Raw genomic sequence first — 22,937 nt, 5'->3', positions numbered from 1 at the left:
ATAGACAGCATGTGACATGCGTGTCTATCCTCTTTTTTGATGTTATCCCACTTGATTTTCGGCAAATTGACTCATATATAAGTCTGCATAGAAGCCTTTTTGTTTTAAAAGTTCGCTGTGCGATCCTTTTTCAATGATGCTTCCATCCTTCATGACTAAAATAAGGTCTGCATCCTTAATCGTTGAAAGTCTGTGTGCAATCACGAAGCTCGTTCTGCCTTTCATCAATTCATTCATTGCTTTTTGAATATGCATCTCTGTCCGTGTATCCACACTGCTTGTTGCTTCATCTAATATCAAGATCTTTGGATCAGATAAAATGGCACGGGCGATGGTTAACAGCTGGCGCTGACCTTGAGACAGGTTGCCTGCATCTTCTGTTAACAGTGTGTCATATCCATCTGGAAGCGTGCGGATGAAATCATCTGCATAGGCATGTTTGGCGGCTTTAATGACATCCTCTTTGGAAACGTGCTGCCTGCCATAGGCAATGTTGTCGTAAATCGTTCCTTCAAAGAGCCATGTATCTTGAAGAACCATCGCAAATAAGTCTCGTACTTGCTGACGGCTGAGGTCAGTTGTTTTGACACCGCCAATGCGTATGGAGCCTTGATCTAATTCGTAAAAACGCATTAAAAGATTAATGATGGTTGTTTTTCCTGCACCTGTTGGCCCAACAATGGCAACCGTCTGACCTTCTTGCACATCTAAATCCAAATCTTTAATAATCGGATGATCTTTTTCATATCCGAATTGAACTTGTTCAAAGCTCACATCGCCTGAGAGTGATGCAAGATCAATTGCCGCATCTTCTTCGGTACTTTCTTCTTCCTCATCAAGGATTTCAAAGACCCTTTCAGCAGAAGCGATCGCTGATTGAACTAAGTTTGCGACGCTTGATGCTTGCACAAGCGGCTGAGACATTTGCTGTGTGTATTGGATAAACGCCTGCACATCCCCGACACGAATATTCCCGTTAATGACTAGAATCCCGCCGGCTACACTGACTGCCACATAGCCAAGGTTCCCGATAAAGGTCATCATTGGCATCATTAAACCAGAAATGAACTGTGCTTTTCTTGATGATTCATACAGCTTTTCATTTAATTGATCAAATGTATCGATTGCTTTCTTTTCGTAGCCATACGCACGAACAGTCTGATGTCCTGTGAACATCTCATTAATATGTCCATTGATCGTGCCAAGCTCTTTTTGCTGCGCTTTAAAATGCTTTTGAGAAAATGACGTAATGCCGCGAATCGCAAACAGGCTGAGTGGCAGCGTCAAACAAACAAGCAATGTAAGCAGCGGACTGATGAAGAGCATCATCACGACAATCCCAATGACTGTAATCACAGATGTAATCACTTGGGTGAGCGCCTGCTGAAGCGATGTATTAATATTATCGATATCATTCATCACACGGCTCAGCGTGTCCCCGTGGGTTGTTTTATCAAAATAACGAAGGGGGAGACGTGTGAGCTTGTCATTTGCTTCCTGCCGTAATTCAGCAATGGTCTGTTGAGAGACACCAGCCATGACATATTGCTGAACGAATGAAAAGAGGGAAGCAACGACGTACAGCACGACAAGCAGCAAAAGAATTCGTGAAATGACATCAAATTGAACGCCTGTTCCATTCGTAAAGCTGTCAAATAAGGAAGAGGTGGCATCCCCAAGCAGCTTTGGACTAATGACGTTAAAGACAGTTGAACCAATCGCTGCAATAAGGACGATGATCAGCTGAAATTTCCTTGGTTTTAAATAGCCTGTCAAACGAAGCAGTGTTTTCTTAAATTCCTTTGGTTTTGCGGCTGGCCCTTTAGGGTGGCCGCCTTTATGGCCCATGCCAGAAGACATTTTCTTACTCATCCTCGCTCACCTCCTGACCTTCCTGAGATGCGACAATCTCTTGATATACAAAATTATCCTTTATTAATTGTTCATGTGTTCCGATACCTGCGATTTTTCCTTCATCAAGTACAATGATTTTATCACTATGCTTCACTGTGCTGATTCGTTGAGCCACAATGATGAGGGCTGCATGAGCTTTTTCTGCTTCTAATGATGCCCGCAGCTTTGCATCTGTTTTGTAATCAAGTGCTGAAAAGCTATCGTCAAACAGATAGAATGATGGTTTTCTCACTAGCGCCCTTGCAATGGAAAGCCGCTGCTTTTGGCCGCCGGATAGATTGGAACCACCTTGATCAATTTCTGCATCAATTCCGCCATCTTTTTGCAAAACAAATTCTTCGGCCTGCGCAGTTCGCAGCGCCTGCCAGACGTCTTCATCGCTTGCATCCTGATTGCCAAAGCGCACATTTTCGGCAATGGTTCCGCTGAATAAAACAGCTTTTTGAGAGACATAGCCCATTTGGTTTCTCAGTTTCTCCTGAGGCAGTTCTCTAATGTCTACACCATCTAGTGTAATCCGGCCTTCAGTCACTTCATAAAAGCGCGTCATCAGCTGGAGAAGTGTTGTTTTCCCAGAACCCGTACTTCCGATGATGGCTGTCGTTTCACCAGTTTTGGCTTCAAACGTGATACCTTGAACGGCTGGTTTCTCAGCATTTGAGTAATAAAATGACACATCCTCAAAGCGAATGGATTGGGCGGGCTCGTGAAGGTCAGTGATAGACTCTTCTTTGTCTTTAATCTTTGGTTCCATGTTTAACACTTCATTCATGCGTTTAGCTGACGCTTGTGCTCTTGGGACCATAATAAAGCTCATCGACAGCATAATAAGCGCCATTAAAATCATCATCGCATATTGAATGAAGGCAATGAGATTTCCAACTTCCATTTCTCCGGCATCAATTCGGTTTGCGCCAAGCCAGACAATGCCGATATTCGTGAAGTTCATGATAATCAGCATAAATGGAAACAAGTAAGCCATTAATCGGTTGACTCTAAGACCAGTATCCTTATAGGACGTGTTGGCTTCTTGGAATCGCTCCTTTTCATCATCCACACGGTTAAATGCACGAATAACGCGGATGCCTGAAAGAGATTCCCGCATAATTAAATTCAGCCGGTCTGTTTTTTTCTGAAGCTGGCCAAATAGCGGGATGGCTTTTCTTGACACCAAATAGATAAATCCGCCAAGAAGGGGGAGGGCCGCTAAAAAGATAAGAGACAGGACAGCATCCCTGGAAACAGCCAAAATAATTCCGCCTACAAGCATGAGCGGGGCCCGCGTCATCATTTGTAAAATCATAATCGTCACATCTTGGACTTGTTTCACATCATTTGTTGATCTTGTAATAAAGGAAGACGTGCCGATCTTTTGAAATTCTTCTAATGAAAATTTTTCGACATGTACAAACAGCTGTCTTCTCATATCACGCCCGAAGCCAAGTGCTGTTTTTGATGACAAGTAAGACTTCCAAATGGTGAGCAAAATGGCGAGTAAAGAACAAGCCACCATCCAGCCGCCAACCTTCCATATGTAAGCAATATCTCCCTGGACGATACCGACATCAACGATATCTGCTGTTAACGTCGGTAAATACAGCTGGAGCATACTGCTTAAAAAGGTGAGAATGACAATGGACACAACGGACAGCCGATACGGCTTTAAAAACGATAAAATTGATTTCATATGAATACCTTTCTTCCATATAGTCTTTTGTTCTGTAACCCATCATATACAAAGTGGGATTATTTCTACAAATGAAATGTCTTGTTTTAGTGAATTATTTATATTGTTCAATTTTAGAAAAGAAATCCTTCACAAACACATAAAAATCATGGGCAGAAGGAGACATTTCGCGCGTTTTAGATGCAATAATTCCAACCGTTCTTCTCACTTGAGGGAAATCGATCGGAATTTTCACTGTAAATCGCGGTGTTGTTTCATAAAAGGCGCTTTCGGGTAATAAGGTAACGCCCATACCTGCAGATACGAGACCTTTAATGGCATCCAAATCTTCTCCTTCAGATGAAATGGTAGGCTCATAGCCTGCCTGCTTGCAAGCATCAACCGCAATTTGTCTCAGCACATACCCTTCAGGAAATAACACGAAATGATCCTTTCTTAAATCACTTAAATGAATACTCCTTTGTCCACTAAAGGGGTGGCTAACCGGCAAAAGGGCATATATGCTTTCGGAAAATAAAATATTTCCTTCTATTTGAGAATCGTTTGTCGGTACGGGTCCTAAAAAGGCGAGATCGATATCTCGATTTTTGACCGCTTCAATGAGAAATTTATAGGATCCTTGACGAAGTAAAAAATCGACCTCTGGATATTCCTGCTTAAAGGCGGAGATAACAGAAGGGAGCACTTGGCTTGCTAGACTTGTAGGAAAGCCAATATTCACCGTTCCTTTGTGCGGATCTAAGTATTCATCAATTTGCTCTTTCGCATAATCAATGGCTTTGAGTGCAGTTCTGACATGATCTAAAAATTGCCTGCCGATCTTCGTTAATTTGATATTTCGTCCTTCTCGTTCGAATAAGGCCACTCCAAGTTCTTCTTCTAAATTCGCAATCTGCCGGCTGATGGCAGATTGGGCAACATGTAAGTTTTCAGCCGCTTCTGACACGTGTTCACGGTCTGCGACTTCTACAAAATAACGTAACTGACGAAGCTCCATTTTTGCACTTCACACCCATCTATCTCAAAAAGAGATTGTTTTGATCTAAATTATATATTGTTTATATCAATTTGAAAACTTAAAATAAGTTACAGAGTTTGTGAGATTTTATTACTGTGAAAAAACGGATCTTTTAAACGGGGGAGAGAAACGATGACTTATAATCAACTACCACAACCACAAGGTCTCTACCGTCCTGAATTTGAACATGATGCATGTGGAATTGGACTGTACGCCCATTTAAAAGGGGAGGCGACACATAGCATCGTCAAAAAGGGATTACAAATGCTGTGCCAGCTTGATCATCGCGGCGGGCAAGGCAGTGATCCGTATACAGGTGATGGTGCCGGTTTAATGGTACAGCTGCCAGACGCTTTCTTTAGAAAGAACTGCAAAGAATTTGCACTTCCTGAAAAAGGCCGTTACGGGGTAGGAATGGTCTTCTTTTCAAAAGATGATGACGAAAAAACGCGTCAAGCCATCGAACAGAAAATCAACGGGTTCATTAAACAAGAAGGCCAAACATTAATTGGCTGGAGAACGGTTCCTGTCGATGCCGGAAAAATTGGTACTGTCGCAGCGAAGAGCTGTCCGGTTGTGAGACAGGTCTTTATCGGAGCAAACGACAAGATCACAGATCGTTTGTCATTTGAACGAAAATTATATGTCATCCGTAAACAGGCTGAGAACTGGGGAACAAGAGAAGAAAAACAATTTTACTTTGTCAGCCTGTCGAGTCAAACCATCGTATACAAGGGGCTTTTAACATCAGATCAAGTCGATGCTTTTTATCTTGATCTACAGGATGAAACATTTGTTTCTGCATTTTCACTCGTTCATTCAAGATTTAGTACAAATACATTTCCTACATGGGAAAGAGCCCATCCAAACCGTTACTTAATTCACAACGGGGAAATCAACACATTAAGAGGAAACATCAATTGGATGAGAGCAAGAGAACAACAATTCGTATCTGAAGCCTTCGGAGACGATTTAGACAAAATTTTGCCAGTGCTGAATGCAGACGGAAGTGATTCATCCATTTTAGACAATGCCTTTGAATTCTTTGTGCTTGCAGGCCGTACACCTGCTCATACAGCAATGATGCTGATTCCTGAGCCTTGGACGGAAAACACGCACATGTCGAAAGAGAAACGGGCATTTTATGAATACCATAGTTCTCTCATGGAGCCGTGGGATGGACCAACAGCGATTTCCTTTACTGACGGCAAACAAATCGGGGCCATCTTAGACCGAAATGGATTAAGACCGGCAAGATATTATGTCACGAATGATGATCATATCATTTTCTCTTCTGAGGTTGGCGTAATCGACACAAATGAAGAAGATGTTAAGTATAAAGATCGACTTGAGCCTGGTAAAATGCTGCTCATTGATCTAGAAGAAGGACGAATTATTTCTGACGAAGAAGTGAAATCGACCATTGCGAATGAACTGCCTTATCAAAAATGGCTCGATGAAGAAATGGTCCACGTCAATCGCTCGGAAGAAAATTCAGAAAATTCTAGTATAATGGATGATTTGTTGACACGTCAGCGTGCGTTCCATTATACGTATGAAGACATTCAAAAGTATTTAATTCCTTTACTAGAGGAAGGCAAGGATCCAATCGGTTCAATGGGAAGTGACACACCGCTTGCTGTGTTATCAGATCGTGCGCAGTCTCTTTTTCATTATTTTAAGCAGCTGTTTGCACAAGTCACGAACCCGCCGATTGATGCCATTCGTGAGCAGCTCGTGACATCAACCATGACTTGGTTAGGTGCCGAAGGCGATATTTTACATCCGAATGAATATTCATGCCGAAGAATTAAACTTTATACACCGGTCTTAACGAGCGGGCAATTTAACGGCTTGAAAACGATTGTTCATAATGCCTTTAAAAGCAAAACAATCCATACACTTTTCACCGATGATTTAAAGCGCGGACTGGATGCGATGTTTGAAGAGGCGGAAAAAGCGATCAGAGAAGGTGTCTCTTTATTAATCCTTTCAGATCGTGAAATGACAGAAGAAAAAGTACCGATTCCACCACTTCTTGCGCTAAGTGCACTTCATCAGCATCTTGTGCGTCAAGGCCTGCGGACAAAGGTCAGTCTGATCGTTGAATCTGGAGAGGTGAGAGAGGTCCATCATTTTGCCGCACTAATTGGCTACGGCGCAGATGCGATTCACCCTTACCTTGTCTATGAAACGTACAAACAGCTGATTGCAGACGAAGCGATTTCGATCAGCTTTGATGAAGCTGTTACAAAGTTTGGTAAAAGCGTGACAGAAGGTGTCGTCAAAGTCATGTCCAAAGTGGGGATTTCCACTGTGCAAAGCTATAGAGGCGCGCAAATCTTTGAAGCAGTCGGGATTAGTGAAGACGTCATTCAAGCGTATTTCACAGGAACAGCTTCTCAGCTTGGCGGAATTGATCTTGACACCATTGCTCATGAGGCAAAACTCCGCCATGAAGCAGGGTATCAAGCAGCAACTGACCAGACACTTGAATCAGGCAGTGAATTCCAGTGGAGAAAAAATGGAGAGCATCATGCTTTTAACCCAAAAACGATCCATACGCTCCAGTGGGCATGCCGTAATGAAGATTACGATCTATTTAAACAATATACAAAAGCAGCGGATGAAGAAAGAATCGGCTTCCTCAGAAACTTGTTTGCATTTCAGCCAAAACAAAAGCCGGTTCGTCTGGAAGAGGTTGAATCTGCTGAATCCATCGTGCGCCGCTTTAAGACAGGTGCCATGTCATTTGGATCTTTAAGTAAAGAAGCGCATGAGGCACTTGCGATTGCGATGAACCGAATTGGCGGTAAAAGTAACAGCGGAGAAGGCGGAGAAGATCCTGCCCGCTTTACAGTAGATGAACATGGTGATGACCGCAGAAGTGCAATTAAACAAATCGCTTCTGGCCGATTTGGTGTGAAAAGTCATTACTTGGTCAATGCAGATGAACTGCAAATTAAAATGGCGCAAGGAGCAAAACCTGGAGAAGGCGGACAGCTGCCAGGAAATAAAGTGTATCCTTGGGTTGCCGATGTACGTGGTTCTACGCCAGGTGTCGGATTGATTTCACCACCGCCGCATCATGATATTTATTCCATTGAGGATTTGGCACAGCTGATTCATGATTTGAAAAACGCGAACCGTGATGCACGCATCAGTGTCAAGCTTGTATCTAAAGCCGGCGTTGGCACGATTGCAGCAGGTGTAGCAAAAGGAACTGCGGATGTCATTGTCATCAGTGGTTATGACGGCGGTACTGGAGCTTCACCGAAAACGAGTATTAAACACACAGGACTTCCTTGGGAGCTTGGATTGGCAGAAGCGCATCAAACCCTTGTGTTAAACGGTCTTCGCGAAAGAGTCGTTCTTGAAACAGACGGAAAGTTAATGACTGGCCGCGACGTTGTGATGGCTGCGATTTTAGGAGCAGAAGAGTATGGCTTTGCGACAGCTCCACTTGTCGTGCTGGGCTGCGTGATGATGAGAGCATGTCATTTGGATACTTGCCCAGTCGGTGTAGCCACACAAAATCCAGAGCTTCGCAAAAAATTCATGGGTAACCCCGATCACATTGTGAACTTCATGATGTTTATTGCAGAGGAAGTAAGAGAAATCTTAGCGGAACTCGGCTTTACATCAATGGATGAATTAATCGGACGCACGGACGTCCTAGCGGTCAGTGAACGAGCAAAAGCTCACTGGAAAGCAGGCCAGCTAAACCTTGAAACATTGCTTTATCAGCCAGAAGGAGCGCGGACATTCAGAACACCGCAAAATCATAAAATTGATGAATCGCTGGATATGAATGAAATCCTTCCTTATGTGCAAGAAGCGCTGAATCATCAAACACCGGTTGATCTATCATTGAACATTCGCAATATCAACCGTGTGTCCGGAACCATTACTGGCAGTGAAGTGTCTAAGCGCTACGGGGAAGAGGGCTTGCCAGAGGATACCATCACACTAAGATTCACTGGTTCAGCTGGACAAAGCTTCGGCGCATTTGTGCCAAAGGGCATGTCTCTCTATTTAACAGGTGATTCAAATGACTATATCGGCAAAGGACTCTCAGGAGGCAAAATTGCTGTTAAAACGTCTGATCATTTTGTACAAAATGGACATGAAAACGTCATTGTAGGGAACGTTGCATTTTACGGCGCAACTAGCGGAAAAGCTTATATTAACGGGCGTGCTGGTGAACGATTTGCTGTTCGTAATTCAGGTGTACATGTGGTTGTTGAAGGAATCGGAGATCACGGCTGTGAATACATGACTGGCGGACGTGTCGTTATTTTAGGAGACGTTGGGAAAAACTTTGGTGCAGGTATGTCTGGCGGTGTGGCTTACATCCATACATCGGATGCAAAACAGTTCAAAAGAATGTGCAATATGGAAATGATCATGTTTGAAAAGCTCACAGATCATGAAGAAGAACAAGAAGTGAAACAAATGATCAAGGAACACCTTGATTATACAAACAGCTCAAAAGCAGCAGCACTTCTTGAAAACTGGGAGCAAGAAAAGGATCAATTCATCAAAGTCATTCCGAGAAATTACAAAATGATGCTTCAAAGCATCGAAGAACAAAAACAAGCGGGCCTCAGTCATGAAGAAGCGGTGATGTATGCCTTTGAAGCAAACACAAAACCGAAAAATCAAGAAACGGCAAACGGGCAAAAAGCAGCCCTCGCTCATTAAGAAAGGGGAGAGGACAATGGGCAAAGCAACAGGTTTTATGGATTATAAAAGAGAAAAGCCAAATGAACGTGACCCTCTCACTCGTCAAAATGACTGGAAAGAATATTCAGCTCCTTATACAGATGACGTATTGAAGAAGCAGGGCGCTAGATGTATGGATTGCGGAACACCGTTTTGTCAAATTGGGATGGAGATCAGGGGCGGCGTGTCTGGCTGCCCGATCTACAATTTAATTCCAGAGTGGAATGATCTTGTCTATCGCGGAAGATGGAAAGAAGCTCTCGAAAGACTTCAAAAAACAAATAATTTCCCAGAGTTTACTGGGAGAGTATGTCCGGCACCTTGTGAAGGGTCATGTACAGTCGCTATCAATGATCCAGCTGTTTCGATTAAAAATATCGAACGTACGATCATTGATAAAGGCTTTGAAAATGGATGGATCACACCAAGAATCCCTTCAAGCCGTACAGGGAAGAAAATTGCCATTGTCGGCTCAGGACCAGCAGGACTTGCAAGTGCTGATCAATTAAACCAAGCAGGGCACGCTGTAACAGTGTTCGAGCGTTCTGACCGCCTTGGCGGACTGCTGACATACGGGATTCCGAATATGAAGCTCGATAAAGAAGTGGTCGAGCGAAGAGTCAAACTTCTAAGACAAGAAGGCATTGACTTTGTGACGAACACAGAAATCGGTGTGGATATTACTGCTGATGAACTGAAAGAGCAGTTTGATGCCGTTATCCTTTGTACAGGTGCACAAAAACAGCGTGATCTATTGATTGAAGGCCGGGAAGCAAAAGGGATTCACCTTGCGATGGATTATTTAACCCTGGCAACGAAAAGCATGCTTGATTCAGGATTTAAAGACAAAAACTTCATTGATGCAAAAGGAAAAGACGTAATTGTGATTGGCGGAGGAGACACAGGTGCAGACTGCGTTGCAACTGCACTTCGCCAAAAAGCAAAAAGTGTTGTTCAATTCGGGAAGCATCCAAAGCTTCCGGATACACGTGTAGGGGATAACATGTGGCCAGAACAGCCTTATGTCTTCTCGCTGGATTATGCTTATGAAGAAGCACAAGCCAAATTCGGAGAAGATCCGCGTCAATATTCAATTCAAACCACAAAAATTGTGGCAGATAAAAATGGGAAATTAAAAGAGCTTCATACCATTCAAATGGAAAAGGTGAAAAACGAACAAGGGAAGTTTGAATTTCATGAGATTCCAGGAACAGAGAAGGTATGGCCTGCTCAGCTCGTCTTTATTGCAATTGGTTTTGAGGGAACTGAACAGCCGCTTGTGAAACACTTTGGCGTGGACAGCAAAAACAATCGCATTGACGCAAAATATGGGGAATATACAACAAATGTAGAAGGCGTATTTGCAGCGGGAGATGCAAGACGCGGGCAAAGCTTGATTGTCTGGGCAATTAATGAAGGCAGACAAGTGGCGCACGAGGTAGACCGTTATTTAATGGGGAGTTCGGTTCTGCCAAAATAGGTCAAACAAAGGGTGTTACAATATAAAGAAAAGCCATGACCAACGTGTGGTCATGGCTTTTTATGATTCAGAAATGGTATGATTGATCAACACTTTTTTACGTTTAAGCTGCGATACGACTAAACAGAGGAAGACAATAAGAACAAAAAGAGAAATGGTCAAAAAGCCAAACGTATATGAGCCAGTCAATTCTTTTAAACTGCCAAGAATATTAGGTAAAAAGAATCCGCCAATGCCTCCAGCAGCCCCAACAATTCCGGTCACAATCCCAATTTCTTTATGAAATACTTGAGGCACCAGCTGAAAAACAGCGCCATTCCGCATCCCAAGACACATCATCCCGGCAAATAAAAGCGCAATGACCACAGGTAAAGCTGGAAGACTGCTCACTCCCCCTAAGCAGATGCCGATGATTCCGAATAATCCAAGCAGTACTTTCATTCCACCTATTTTATCGGCAATGAGACCGCCCACAGGACGAAAGAAGCTGCCTGCCGCCACACAAAGGGTCACAAAATCACCAGCATGAATCTTCGAAACCCCATATTGATCCACAAAGAAAATACTGAGGAAACTAGAAAGCCCGACAAACCCTCCGAATGTGATCGCATAAAGCAGACAGAAAAACCATGTCGATTTCACTTGAAATACTGAAAAGTACGACCGAATCGGCTGAGGAGCGGGCTGATTTGGTGCATCTTTTGCAGTGAAAATAAAGAACAAAAAGACAAGACTTAACGGAATCAGAGCGAGCCCCATTACGGCATGCCACCCGTAAATCTCCGCAAGCCTTGGACCAAATAATGTGGAGATCAGTGTTCCACTATTCCCCGCGCCTGCAATCCCCATAGCTACTCCTTGTAAGTGAGGAGGATACCAGCGGCTTGCCATTGGCAAAGCAACAGCAAAACTTGCTCCTGCTACTCCAAGCAAAATCCCAATCAGTACGAGCTCTGAAAGGGTTGTACCAGCGATAAACCCCCAAATGAGCGGAAGGGTCGTTAAAAGCATTCCCATCACTGCAGTCTTTTTAGGTCCTATTCGATCGGTGAATAAACCGAGCACAATCCGAAAAAAAGAACCAGATAGAATTGGAATGGCGACAATCATGCCTTTCTCTACGGTTGATAAAGCAAAATCTTGCGCAATAAAAGCACCCAGCGCTCCTAACAAAACCCAGATCATAAAGCTCACATCGAAATATAAAAAGGAACCAAACAATGTCTTAGGATGACCACTTGATTTTAATTCTGAGAGTTTCATAAAACGCCTCCTCTATTGAATTTTCTGACTTAAAGATAGCGAGTTCACTTATGTAATGAAAGTATTATGTGAGAAAAATTGACATGAATAAACACTTTTTTACAAGTGTGTGCCATAATCAATCCATACAATGTGCTCGAGCCAGAGGCTTAGAAAGGTTGATTTCAGATGACAAAACGCAAACTTGTGTTTATCGGAAACGGCATGGCGAGTATGAAATGTATCGAAGAGATCATTCAAAAGCATCCAGAACATTACGCCATAACAGTCATTGGAAAAGAGAAGCACTCTGCCTACAATCGAATAAAACTTTCGCCCATTTTACAAAAAAGCGAATCATTAGCTCAAATTGAACTAAAGGATAAAGAATGGTACACCGCGCATGACATCACATTGTACAAAGGAGAATCAGTTATACATATCGATACAAATCGAAAATGTGTCATGACAGATGCGCGCCGGGAAATTCCCTATGACAAGCTCGTCATTGCAACGGGTTCATCGCCGAATTTTCTTCCTATTCAGGGTGTGTCCAAAAAAGGGATATACGCTTTTCGGACAATTGATGATTATGAGGCCATTTGTGCGGATGCGGTGCATTATCAACAAGCAGCAGTGATCGGAGGCGGCGTGCTTGGTGTGGAGGTGGCAGCTGGTCTGCAGATTGCGGGGCTGGAAACCACCATCATTCATCATACGGAGCGGCTCATGCAGCGACAATTAGATGAAACAGCCGCCGGATTATTACAGCGACAATTTATACGAAAAGGGATTCAGGTGAAAACAAATGCCCATACCATTGCATGCTTAGGCGGTGAGAGGGTAGAAGGCGTTCTATTGAAAAATGGCGACATCGTGGAGGCTGATCTTGTTGTTTTTACAACAGGTATCCGTCCGAATATACAGCTTGCAGAGAATCATGGCATACACACGAGAAAAGCCATTGTTGTCAATGACGTGATGGAGACAAATATCCCAAATATTTATGCGATTGGAGAATGTGCAGAGCACAAAGGGATGGTGCACGGTCTTGTTCAGCCCATTTATGAACAAGCAAGCGTGCTCGCTAAGCATCTTTTAGGGGAAAAAATCACACATACACCCAAGCCCATTTACTCAACAAAATTAAAAGTACCTGATTTGCCGATTTATTCTGCTGGATGTATTGAACATCATTCTCCGTTTATGTCAGCTGTGACTTATTTAGATGAAGAGCAAGAGGTATATAAAAAATTCGTCTTTGAACGTGAGGCGCTGGCAGGCATTTTATTCGTCGGAGAGCTGCAGCATGCCGATCAGCTTTTGCAAGATGTGAAAGTGGGACGTGATAAAAGTGTGGTCATGAAATCCCTTTATGAAAAGCAAGCATCCCCACTAGATTCATTAAAAATGGAAGATCTCGTCTGCCAATGTCAAACCGTTACAAAAGGGACGATTTTAAAAAGCATTTCGGTTCATCAGCTGACAAACTTAGAAGAGGTGAAAAAACAGACAGGGGCAGCAACCGGGTGCGGCGGGTGTCAAGAGCTCGTCCGTGCTTGCTGCCAGTTATCATCACATGAACAAACGGAATCGCAGGCCTTTTATTGTCCATGTACAGAAGCAGATGAGCAGAACATTTTTTCGTTTATTAAAAAGCAGCAGCCGGTGAATGCTGAAGAAATAAGAAGACATTTTCAATGGAAAACGAATCACGGCTGCGGCATCTGCCGGCCGGCCATTCAATACTATCTCGAGCAATTTCAAGGATCGGTGGAAAAAATCGGCGCTGCTGAGCAGGAAGACATGTTGATTCCTCAATTATATGGAGGCCGGCTTGATTTGGATTTTTTGAAAATCATTACGTCTTTGTTAGAGAACAGGCTGATTGAGCAGGCAGAGCTGACAAAGCATAAACGAATACGGCTTATCGGTGTGTCAAAACAGGCGGCACAAATCGTCAAAAATCATTGGCCAATTATGCCCAATGAGAAAAGAAGACTATCTCATATCCTTTCATGCGACTGCAGTGATCCAGCAGTCACGTCACTTGTGATAGAGCTGGAAAGACAAGTGGAAGATACACTTTTACCAGCTGTCACCTCCATTCATATCACCGGTGCTTCCTGCACGTGTAAACTTGCTCCAATTGATGACATCTGTCTGAAAAAGCAGCTGGGTGAAAGGAACATTTATATAGGAGGCCAGCTTTTTTACACCTTGGCTCATTCAAGTGAGCTTATCCCTTTTTTTAAAGCGCTGCTTGAAGAGTATAGGAAAAATGCTTACTTTCAAGAATCCATTGGTGATTGGCTTTCCCGGCAAGGGAACATTTCTATTCGAGAAAAGTTGCTTGATGAGGAAATAAGAGAAGAGCTCTGTGCGCAATTTGACCAAAGCAGACAAGAAAATGTAAGTCATAAGGATGTGAAGGTATGAGTCAATCTTTTTTACAATATGCCCAGCAAAAATCAAAGCAGGAAGAACAAAAGCGAGTGTTCCCAGCCCAATGTCCTTTTTGCAGTATGCAGTGCAAAATGCAATTAATCGAGCAGCATGTGGAAGGGCGAACACGCTACCAAACGATTGGTGTACACAATCCAACTACGCACGGAAGACTTTGTATGAAAGGACAGCATGCCCACCAGCACGCGCTCCATAAAGATCGCCTGAATCACCCGCTGATCAAAAGAAACGGACAGTTTGTAAAAGCGACATGGCAGGAGGCTCTTGAGGAAATCAAAACAAACATAGAATCCCTTCAGCTGTCACATGGCCATGATGTGATCAGTGTGTACGGAAGCGCATCAATTACAAATGAGGAAGCGTACTTACTCGGGAAATTTGCAAGAGTGGCGCTGAAAACAAAATACATCGATTATAACGGGAGACTATGTATGTCTTCGGCAGCAACTGCCGCAAATCAAACATTCGGACTTGACCGTGGCCTGACCTTTCCTCTAAGCGACATCAAGCATGCACGAGTGTTGATATTGGTTGGAACGAATATAGCGGAATGTCAGCCAACCTTCCTGCCCTACATCGAAGAGGCGAAAAACAATGGCGCATTTCTCATCGTCATTGATCCGCGCAAAACTCCGACTGCCCAATTAGCCGATTTACATGTCAGCCTAAAACCAGGGTCAGATGCCGCACTGGCAAACGGCATATTGCACATCATGCTGCATGAGCATTTAATCGATGAATCATTTATTCATCAACGAACGTCAGGTTTCCAAGAACTAAAGGAGCATATCTCACGCATCTCCCTGCCAGACATTGCTGAGCAAACCGGCGTGACGATTGATGTGATGCAGAAAATAGCAAGGAAATTCGCACAAGAAAAGACAGGCATGATTTTTACAGCAAGAGGCATTGAGCAGCAAATAGACGGTACAGCTTCTGTGCGTAATTTCCTGAATATTCTGCTTGTTACTGGGAAGATCGGCCGCTTTGGATGCGGCTATGGCGCAATAACCGGCCAGGGAAATGGCCAGGGAGCAAGGGAGCATGGGCAAAAAGCAGATCAGCTTCCAGGATATCGAGATATCTCAAACCCTGGTCACAGAAAAGAAATGGCTGAACGATGGAACATTGATGAAAAAGAACTCCCAGGAAAGGGTGTGTCTGCTTTTGAGATGTTTGAAAAAATGGAGGCAGGTGAGATCAAAGCGCTCTTTTTAATGTGCTCAAACCCTGTCCAGTCAGGGCCGAACGCGCACTTGATTCAGCAAGCCATCAAGAACTTGTCCTTTTTTGTTGCCGTTGATTTATTTATGTCTGAGACAGCTGCGCTGGCAGATGTAATTTTACCGACTTCGTCATATTTAGAGGATGAAGGTACCGTGACAAACATAGAGGGGCGCGTTACGCTTAGAGAAGCAACATATCCACTTAAACACCAAAGAAAGCACGATTGGCAAATCATTTGTGAAATAGCAGCTGTATTAGGCAAAGGCAGCCATTTTTCCTTTTCATCCGCAGAAGAGATCTTTGAGGAAATAAGAGCCGTTACGAAAGGTGCAAAGGCTGATTATTCAGGCATAACCTATGAAAGGCTGAGGAAGGAACAAGGCATAAGGTGGCCTTGTACTCATTTAGAAGATCCGGGAACTGAAAGATTATTTGAACATGCATTCTCACATTCTGACAGTTTAGCGAAGTTTGCCGTTGTCACACATGGAAAAAAGGCTGCAAAGGAACCCGTCAGTCAAGAATACCCTCTTTATTTAACGACCGGCAGGGTGATGGCTCATTACCAAACAGGCGTTCAAACAAGAAGGAGCACCTCTCTTGTTGCCAGACAGTTTGAAGCATATGCAGAGCTTCACCCTGACACAGCGAAAACGTATGGACTTCAGCACGGGGAGCTCGTGACCATCAAGTCAAAAAGAGGAAGTGTCATCATCAGATGCCGCATATCAGACACCATTCGAAAAGATACCGTATTTGTTCCATTTCACTGGAGCAAACATCAATCAATTAATCAATTAATTGATGACCAACTAGATCCGCACAGTAAAATGCCAGGCTTTAAATATTGTCCTGTACAGCTGTCAGCCTGCGTGAATGAAAAACTATGTGAGAAATTTTAACATGTATTTTCCATCTATGTTTAGATTATGGTACTTTCTAAAAAATGATCACATGAGGGGTGTTTTATCATGAAAGAAAAACTCGTATTAGTGGGGAACGGTATGGCCGGCATTCGAAGCCTTGAAAACATTTTAAAAACAGACAGCGAACGTTTCGACATGACGGTATTTGGGACTGAACCGCATCCTAACTATAACCGAATTCTTTTATCGAAAGTGCTTCAAGGGGATACGAAGGTCGAAGATATTACGTTAAACGATTGGAACTGGTATCATGAGCATGATATTCAGCTGTTTACAAACGAGACTATAGTGAAGATCGATACAGAGAACCAAACAGTCACCAGTGATCAAGGACGGACCGTGCATTATGACCGATTGATTTTAGCAACAGGGTCACTTCCATTCATCCTTCCAATTCCAGGGAGTGATAAAAAAGGCGTGACGGCTTTTCGTACATTGCAAGACACTGAGGAAATGGTCAATGCCTCTACTATGTACAAAAAAGCAGCAGTCATCGGAGGCGGACTCCTTGGGCTTGAAGCAGCACGCGGTCTATTAAACTTAGGCATGGAAGTGAATGTCATCCACCTCAGCTCTCATTTAATGGAACGCCAGCTAGACCCTATTGCAGGCCAGCTTCTTCAAAAAGCATTAGAAGAACAGGGGATGAAATTCCTGTTAGGAAAACAGACAAATGAGATTTTAGGAGATACAAGAGTAGAAGGATTATCATTTTCAGATGGCACTACACTTGAGACAGACCTAGTCGTCATGGCTGCGGGAATTAAACCAAGTAAAATGCTTGCAGAAATAAGCGGGCTTGAAGTGAACCGTGGGATTATCGTCAATGATTTTATGGAAACAAGTGTCCCGGGCATTTATGCCGTCGGAGAATGTGTGGAACACAGGGGACAAACGTACGGATTAGTTGCTCCTTTATACGATCAAGCGACTGTACTTGCCAAGCATGTATGCGGCTTGAACCCTGCTCCATATGAAGGCTCTGTTCTGTCAACACAGCTGAAAGTATCAGGAGTTGATGTATTTTCAGCTGGTGATTTTATTGAAAACGATGAGAAAAAAGCGATTAAGATTTTTGACGAACAAAAAGGCATCTATCAAAAACTCGTCTTCCAGCAAAACCGATTAGTAGGCGCCGTCATGTTTGGAGAAACAAGCGACGGACCTCGTTTATTCTCGTACATTAAAGAAGGAATAGATATGTCGGATATGGAGAAGGTATCTGTCTTAACCTCCAATGATCCGGCGCAAGAAAGCACGATTGACAGCATGGCAAACGACCATATCGTTTGCGGCTGTAATGGCGTGTCAAAAGGGCAGATTGTGGAAGCCATTCAGAAAGAAGGCTTAACAACGTTTCAGGAAGTCAAGCAATGTACAAGTGCCTCACGATCTTGCGGAGGCTGTCAGCCTGTTGTCGAAGAGATTCTTTGGCATACGCTAGGTGAGGATGCAAGCCGGACAGCCCAAAAAGAAACCATCTGCGCCTGCACTACCCTTTCACGAGATGAAGTCATTCATGAAATCAAAGAGAAAGGGCTGCAGCATGTCAAAGAAGTGATGAATGTACTTGACTGGAATACAGAAGAGGGCTGTTCAAAATGCCGCCCTGCACTGAATTATTATTTAGGCATGCTTCATCCACTTGAATACAAAGATGAAAAGAGCTCACGCTTTGTAAATGAACGCATGCACGCCAATATTCAAAACGATGGCACCTATTCAGTTGTTCCGCGAATGTACGGCGGCGTCACCAATGCAAATGACTTGAGAAAAATAGCCGATGTCGTCGACAAATATGAAATACCGCTTGTGAAAATGACTGGCGGTCAGCGTATTGACCTTCTAGGTGTCAAAAAAGAAGATTTACCTAAAGTGTGGGCGGATCTAGATATGCCATCGGGTTATGCATATGGAAAATCTTTAAGAACAGTTAAAACATGTGTTGGAGAACAATTTTGCAGGTTCGGCACGCAGGACTCCATGGCTCTTGGAATTGCACTTGAAAAGAAATTTGAAGGTCTTGCGACACCGCATAAAGTAAAAATGGCCGTCTCTGCTTGTCCGAGAAACTGTGCAGAGTCCGGAATTAAAGACCTCGGTATTGTGGGGATAGATGGAGGGTTTGAATTGTACGCCGGCGGAAATGGCGGCACACACCTGCGGGCTGGAGATTTATTAATGAAGGTCAGTACAGCAGAAGAAGTAGAGCAAATGGCCGCAGCATACCTGCAATATTACAGAGAAACGGCAAATTATTTAGAAAGAACCTCTGCTTGGGTTGAGCGACTTGGGTTAGATCATATTCAATCAGTACTCCTGGATGATGAAAAACGAGCAGCCTTAATCGAAAGAATGGACATTGCGCTTTCAACATATGAAGAGCCTTGGCAGGAGCTTCGCGAGAGTCAAAAAGACACGAGACAATTATTTCAAAAAGCGACGGCTTCCGTATAAATCAATTGAAGGGATGAGATCATATGACAGTTTCAGTTGTTAAAGTTCACATTGGCACCCTATCAGATTTTCCGCTACAGCTAGGTAAAACAGTTGAAGCCGGTACACTTGAATTAGCTGTTTTTCAAACCTCTAATAAGCAGTTCAAAGCCATTGAAAATCGCTGTCCTCATAAAGGCGGCGTTCTGGCTGAAGGCATGGTCAGCGGGAATCACGTTTTCTGCCCAATGCATGATTGGAAAATTGATCTTTCATCAGGAAACGTGCAAGCACCAGATCACGGATGCGTTAAAACATATGAAACATTCGTTGAAGGGGACAATGTCTTTATTTTATTGCCTTCATAAATGGTTTAGATCCTTCCTTTCATGTATATGCTGTATATAAATGCAGCAAGAAAGGAAGGAATTTTTGTGCCGTTCGTTAATATTTTGATTGAACTCTTAATCGGATTTTTCGCTTTATTTTTTATTACAAAATTATTAGGGAAAACACAATTTGCACAAATCACACCGTTTGATTTTATTTCTGCACTAATTTTAGGCGAAATGGTCGGAAACGCCATTTTTGACCCAGAAGTCAGGATTCAGCACATTTTATTTGCTGTTGCGGTATGGGGCGTACTTATTTATACAGTTGAATGGCTTTCACAGCGCTTTAAATCCATTCGCGCTTTTTTAGAAGGAAGACCTACTCTTGTGATTGATAAGGGGAAGATTCACTACAATCGGTTAAAGAAGAATATGCTTGATATCAATCAGCTGCAGACACTGGTTCGCGCAAAAGGCCATTTTGCACTGAATGAAATTGAATATGCCATTTTGGAAACGGACGGTTCTGTCAGTGTTCTTCCGAAAATGAAATACGCGCCAGCCACAGCAGAAGATGTGAACGTGAAGGGAAAAGAAGTGAAATTGCCTAGAACATTTATTATTGACGGCGAAATCTTAAAAGATGATTTACAAGAAGCCGGCTTTGATGAATCCTGGCTGAATAAGCAATTAAAAAAGCAGCATATTTCCTCTTATCGAGACGTTCTATTTTGTGAATGGGTTGAAAATGAAGGGATTTATGCGATGCAATATGAAAAGTCTAAAAAAACATCCACAACATAAAAACGTGGGTGTTTTTTTGTGCGTGTATGGAATAGGATCAAAAAGAATGTTTGATGAAAACGTTCACAAAATGAGGAGGAGATATGTGATGAAATATAGAAACGTATGGATTGTTATGGTCTTGTCTTTCTTTCTTTTTGACTTCGCTTCACTTCAAGCAGCAGAAGCCGGGCATAACCGCGTCCTTGTCGTTGATCAAAAGGGAAGCGGGACATACCGCACCGTTCAGTCTGCCATTGATGCGATTCCAGCAAACAATCAACAACCGGTAACGATCTATATTAAAAATGGCGTATATAAAGAAAAAATTTTGCTTCCGCAAAATAAACCACACGTATCCTTTATTGGCGAAAACCAGCACAAGACGATCCTTACGTATGATGATACAAATGCAAGCACTGGGAGTACAACAAACAGCTCAAGCACAATGATTCGTGCAAACGATTTTTATGCAGAAAATATCACCTTTCAAAATACAGCTGGCAGACATGCTGGTCAGGCAGTTGCGCTGTATGTGTCTGGCGACCGGGCTGTGTTCAAACAAATACGCGTGTTAGGCTATCAAGATACACTTTATGCAACAGGCACAGGGCGGCAATATTATGAAAACTGCTATATTGAGGGCACGGTTGATTTTATTTTTGGATCAGCCACAGCTGTGTTTAAAAGAGCTGAAATAAAAAGCCTTGGAAATGGGTATATTACTGCAGCATCCACAACAGAAGCGCAAAGGTACGGCTATGTATTCATGGACTCTACGCTGAAAAAGGGGACGGCAGCTGCGCAATCGGTTTATTTAGGACGTCCGTGGAGACCTCATTCGGCTGTAACATTCCTTCATACAAAAATGGATGATCATGTGAAAGCAGAGGGATGGCATAACTGGGATAACCGTGACAATGAAAGAACGGCCAGATATAAAGAATTTGGATCGACAGGAGCGGGAAGCAGTCCAGCAAACCGCGTAAAATGGTCAACCATTTTAACCCAAAATGAAGCAAGTCAAATCACGGTTCAGGCTGTTCTTCGCGGAACCGATGGCTGGAATCCAGAAAAGAGGTAAGGGGCTTGTCAGTTTTCGTCAAAGAAAGCTGACTTTTCTGTTTAAAAAACCTTTGAGAACAAACGTTCTTTTGTGTATAATGAACATATTCTTCTAAAATTGGCTGCAACAAAAAGGAGGGATTGCGTGAAGCGTTTTTCACAGCTCATGTTTTTACAAATATGTATCCTGTCGATTTTATTTCTCCCTTTTTCAGCGAAAGATGAACAACTCAAAGCTCGTGACGATTCACTTCAATGGATGACAGCTTTAGACGAATTCATACGAACAGCACCTGATTTAGAGGGCGCGATCTCTGGCATCAGCGTCCGCGATACTTCTGACACCTCTCTTCTTTATGAACATCAAGCCGATATTCGTCTTACTCCTGCTTCTAATATGAAACTGCTCACATCAGCCATCGCACTTGATATACTTGGAGAAACACACACATTCCCTACAGACATCTGGATGGATGGTTCCATTCAAAAGAAAACGCTACATGGCAGCCTTTATCTTCGTGGCACCGGCGATCCGACTTTATTAGAGGAGGATTTTGCAGCACTTGCCAAACAAGTCAAAAAGGCCGGAATACATACCATTCGCGGGCAGCTTGCGGCAGATGACACTTGGTTTGATGACACGAGATACTCCATTGACCTGCCTTGGAGTGATGAGGATCAATATTACGGGGCACAAATTTCTGCTCTCACGGCTTCACCGAATCAAGATTATGATGCAGGGACCGTGATTCTCGAAGTAAAACCAGGAAAAAAAGCAGGACAGAAAGCCGCATATGATATGATCCCAAAGACGGATGTCGCTCAAGTCATCAATCAAGTGAAAACAGTTCCAGAAGGTGAAAAAAAGAAAATCTCTTTTAAGCGCTCTCACGGAACCAACAAGATTACGTTGACTGGGACTATTCCTGTTAAAGCGAGCTCATCTAAACAATGGGTAGCTTTATGGGATCCGTCCGCCTATGCTTTAGACTTAATGAAACGAGCGTTAAAGGCGGAAGGGATTCAAGTAAAAGGACCGCTGAAATCAAAACAAGTTCCTAAAAAAGCCAAAAAAATTGCCTCCCATACATCGATGCCATTATCAGAGCTGCTTGTTCCTATGATGAAATTAAGCAACAATACCCATGCAGAAATTTTGCTAAAGGAACTAGGGAAAAAAGTGAAGAACAAAGGGAGCTTTGAAGCGGGTCTGGATGTCATGAATGAACGGCTTCCTGCGTTTGGCATCGATCCTTCGCTTGCAGTGCTGCGTGACGGATCGGGCATATCACCTATTAACCTTGTCTCTGCTAACCAGTTCACTTTATTTTTGACAAACATTCAAAAGGAAAAATGGTTTAAAACCTATGAACATGCGCTCCCTTTAGCAGGGGCAAGTGAACGAATGGTGGGGGGAACGTTAAGAAACAGATTGAAGGAACCAGCTACACTAGAAAAAGTACGTGCAAAAACAGGGTCGTTAACAACGGTCAGCACACTTTCTGGATATATTGACACGCAGGGCGGGAAAACGCTCGCTTTTTCCATCTTATTAAATCACCTTGTTGATGACGAAAAAGGGAAAGAGATAGAAGACCGTATTGTCAGCATACTAGCTGAGAATCTTTAGATTTAG

13 protein-coding genes are annotated in these 22,937 nt (G+C 43.1%); 9 read left to right on the top strand and 4 right to left on the bottom strand.

The annotated features are described in order from the left end of the window. Positions 1-42 precede the first annotated feature (42 nt). The 3 genes from NSS65_RS09685 to NSS65_RS09675 all read right to left on the bottom strand — a co-directional run bounded on the left by NSS65_RS09685 (position 43) and on the right by NSS65_RS09675 (position 4,598). Entirely contained in the window at positions 43-1,872 is a 1,830-nt protein-coding gene (locus tag NSS65_RS09685) for an ABC transporter ATP-binding protein (RefSeq protein ID WP_326134785.1), read from the bottom strand. Then, the gene (locus tag NSS65_RS09680; protein WP_065214748.1) at positions 1,865-3,601 is read right to left on the bottom strand and encodes an ABC transporter ATP-binding protein; all 1,737 of its coding nucleotides are present in this window, start codon (positions 3,599-3,601) and stop codon (positions 1,865-1,867) included. Before NSS65_RS09680 ends, NSS65_RS09685 begins: the two co-directional genes overlap by 8 nt. Before the next feature lie 94 nt (positions 3,602-3,695). Continuing rightward, positions 3,696-4,598, bottom strand: a complete 903-nt coding sequence (locus NSS65_RS09675; protein WP_034280677.1) for a LysR family transcriptional regulator — start codon at positions 4,596-4,598, stop codon at positions 3,696-3,698. A 153-nt stretch (positions 4,599-4,751) separates the two neighbouring features. Here NSS65_RS09675 and gltB point away from each other — a divergent pair, with 153 nt between their 5' ends. Continuing rightward, positions 4,752-9,323: a glutamate synthase large subunit gene (gltB, locus tag NSS65_RS09670; protein ID WP_326134784.1), complete on the top strand. Its 4,572-nt coding sequence runs from the start codon at positions 4,752-4,754 to the stop codon at positions 9,321-9,323. 16 nt (positions 9,324-9,339) lie between these two features. Next, complete coding sequence (gene gltD / locus NSS65_RS09665) at positions 9,340-10,824, top strand: glutamate synthase small subunit (protein WP_024428371.1); 1,485 nt, start codon at positions 9,340-9,342, stop codon at positions 10,822-10,824. A gap of 60 nt (positions 10,825-10,884) precedes the next feature. Here the strand turns inward: gltD and NSS65_RS09660 are convergent, their stop codons facing one another. After that, the gene (locus tag NSS65_RS09660; protein ID WP_326134783.1) at positions 10,885-12,087 is read right to left on the bottom strand and encodes a nitrate/nitrite transporter; all 1,203 of its coding nucleotides are present in this window, start codon (positions 12,085-12,087) and stop codon (positions 10,885-10,887) included. Positions 12,088-12,255: 168 nt separating this feature from the next. Between NSS65_RS09660 and NSS65_RS09655 the strand changes: the two genes are divergently transcribed. The 7 genes from NSS65_RS09655 to dacB all read left to right on the top strand — a co-directional run bounded on the left by NSS65_RS09655 (position 12,256) and on the right by dacB (position 22,931). Beyond that, positions 12,256-14,505 carry an FAD-dependent oxidoreductase gene (locus NSS65_RS09655; RefSeq protein ID WP_326134782.1) on the top strand — a complete coding sequence of 750 codons (2,250 nt, stop codon included), beginning with the start codon at positions 12,256-12,258 and terminating at the stop codon, positions 14,503-14,505. Beyond that, positions 14,502-16,661 (top strand): molybdopterin oxidoreductase family protein, encoded by a 2,160-nt coding sequence (locus tag NSS65_RS09650; protein ID WP_101676951.1) that lies wholly within the window; start codon positions 14,502-14,504, stop codon positions 16,659-16,661. The genes NSS65_RS09655 and NSS65_RS09650 overlap by 4 nt, the downstream gene beginning before the upstream one ends. Positions 16,662-16,730: 69 nt before the next feature. Next, positions 16,731-19,142, top strand: coding sequence for a nitrite reductase large subunit NirB (gene nirB, locus NSS65_RS09645; protein ID WP_081124488.1), 2,412 nt, complete (start codon positions 16,731-16,733; stop codon positions 19,140-19,142). A 23-nt stretch (positions 19,143-19,165) separates the two neighbouring features. Further along, positions 19,166-19,489 (top strand): nitrite reductase small subunit NirD, encoded by a 324-nt coding sequence (gene nirD / locus NSS65_RS09640; protein ID WP_024422642.1) that lies wholly within the window; start codon positions 19,166-19,168, stop codon positions 19,487-19,489. 66 nt (positions 19,490-19,555) lie between these two features. Further along, the gene (locus tag NSS65_RS09635) at positions 19,556-20,257 is read left to right on the top strand and encodes a DUF421 domain-containing protein (RefSeq protein WP_101676952.1); all 702 of its coding nucleotides are present in this window, start codon (positions 19,556-19,558) and stop codon (positions 20,255-20,257) included. 88 nt (positions 20,258-20,345) lie between these two features. Then, positions 20,346-21,320, top strand: coding sequence for a pectinesterase family protein (locus NSS65_RS09630; protein ID WP_326134781.1), 975 nt, complete (start codon positions 20,346-20,348; stop codon positions 21,318-21,320). Positions 21,321-21,446: 126 nt separating this feature from the next. Next, entirely contained in the window at positions 21,447-22,931 is a 1,485-nt protein-coding gene (dacB, locus tag NSS65_RS09625; protein ID WP_061109224.1) for a D-alanyl-D-alanine carboxypeptidase/D-alanyl-D-alanine-endopeptidase, read from the top strand. Positions 22,932-22,937: the final 6 nt, after the last annotated feature.

The organism is Bacillus sp. FSL K6-1006 (genome assembly GCF_038593175.1).
Taxonomy (GTDB): Bacteria; Bacillota; Bacilli; order Bacillales; family Bacillaceae; genus Bacillus; species Bacillus safensis.
This window is presented reverse-complemented; position numbering and strand designations above follow the sequence as displayed.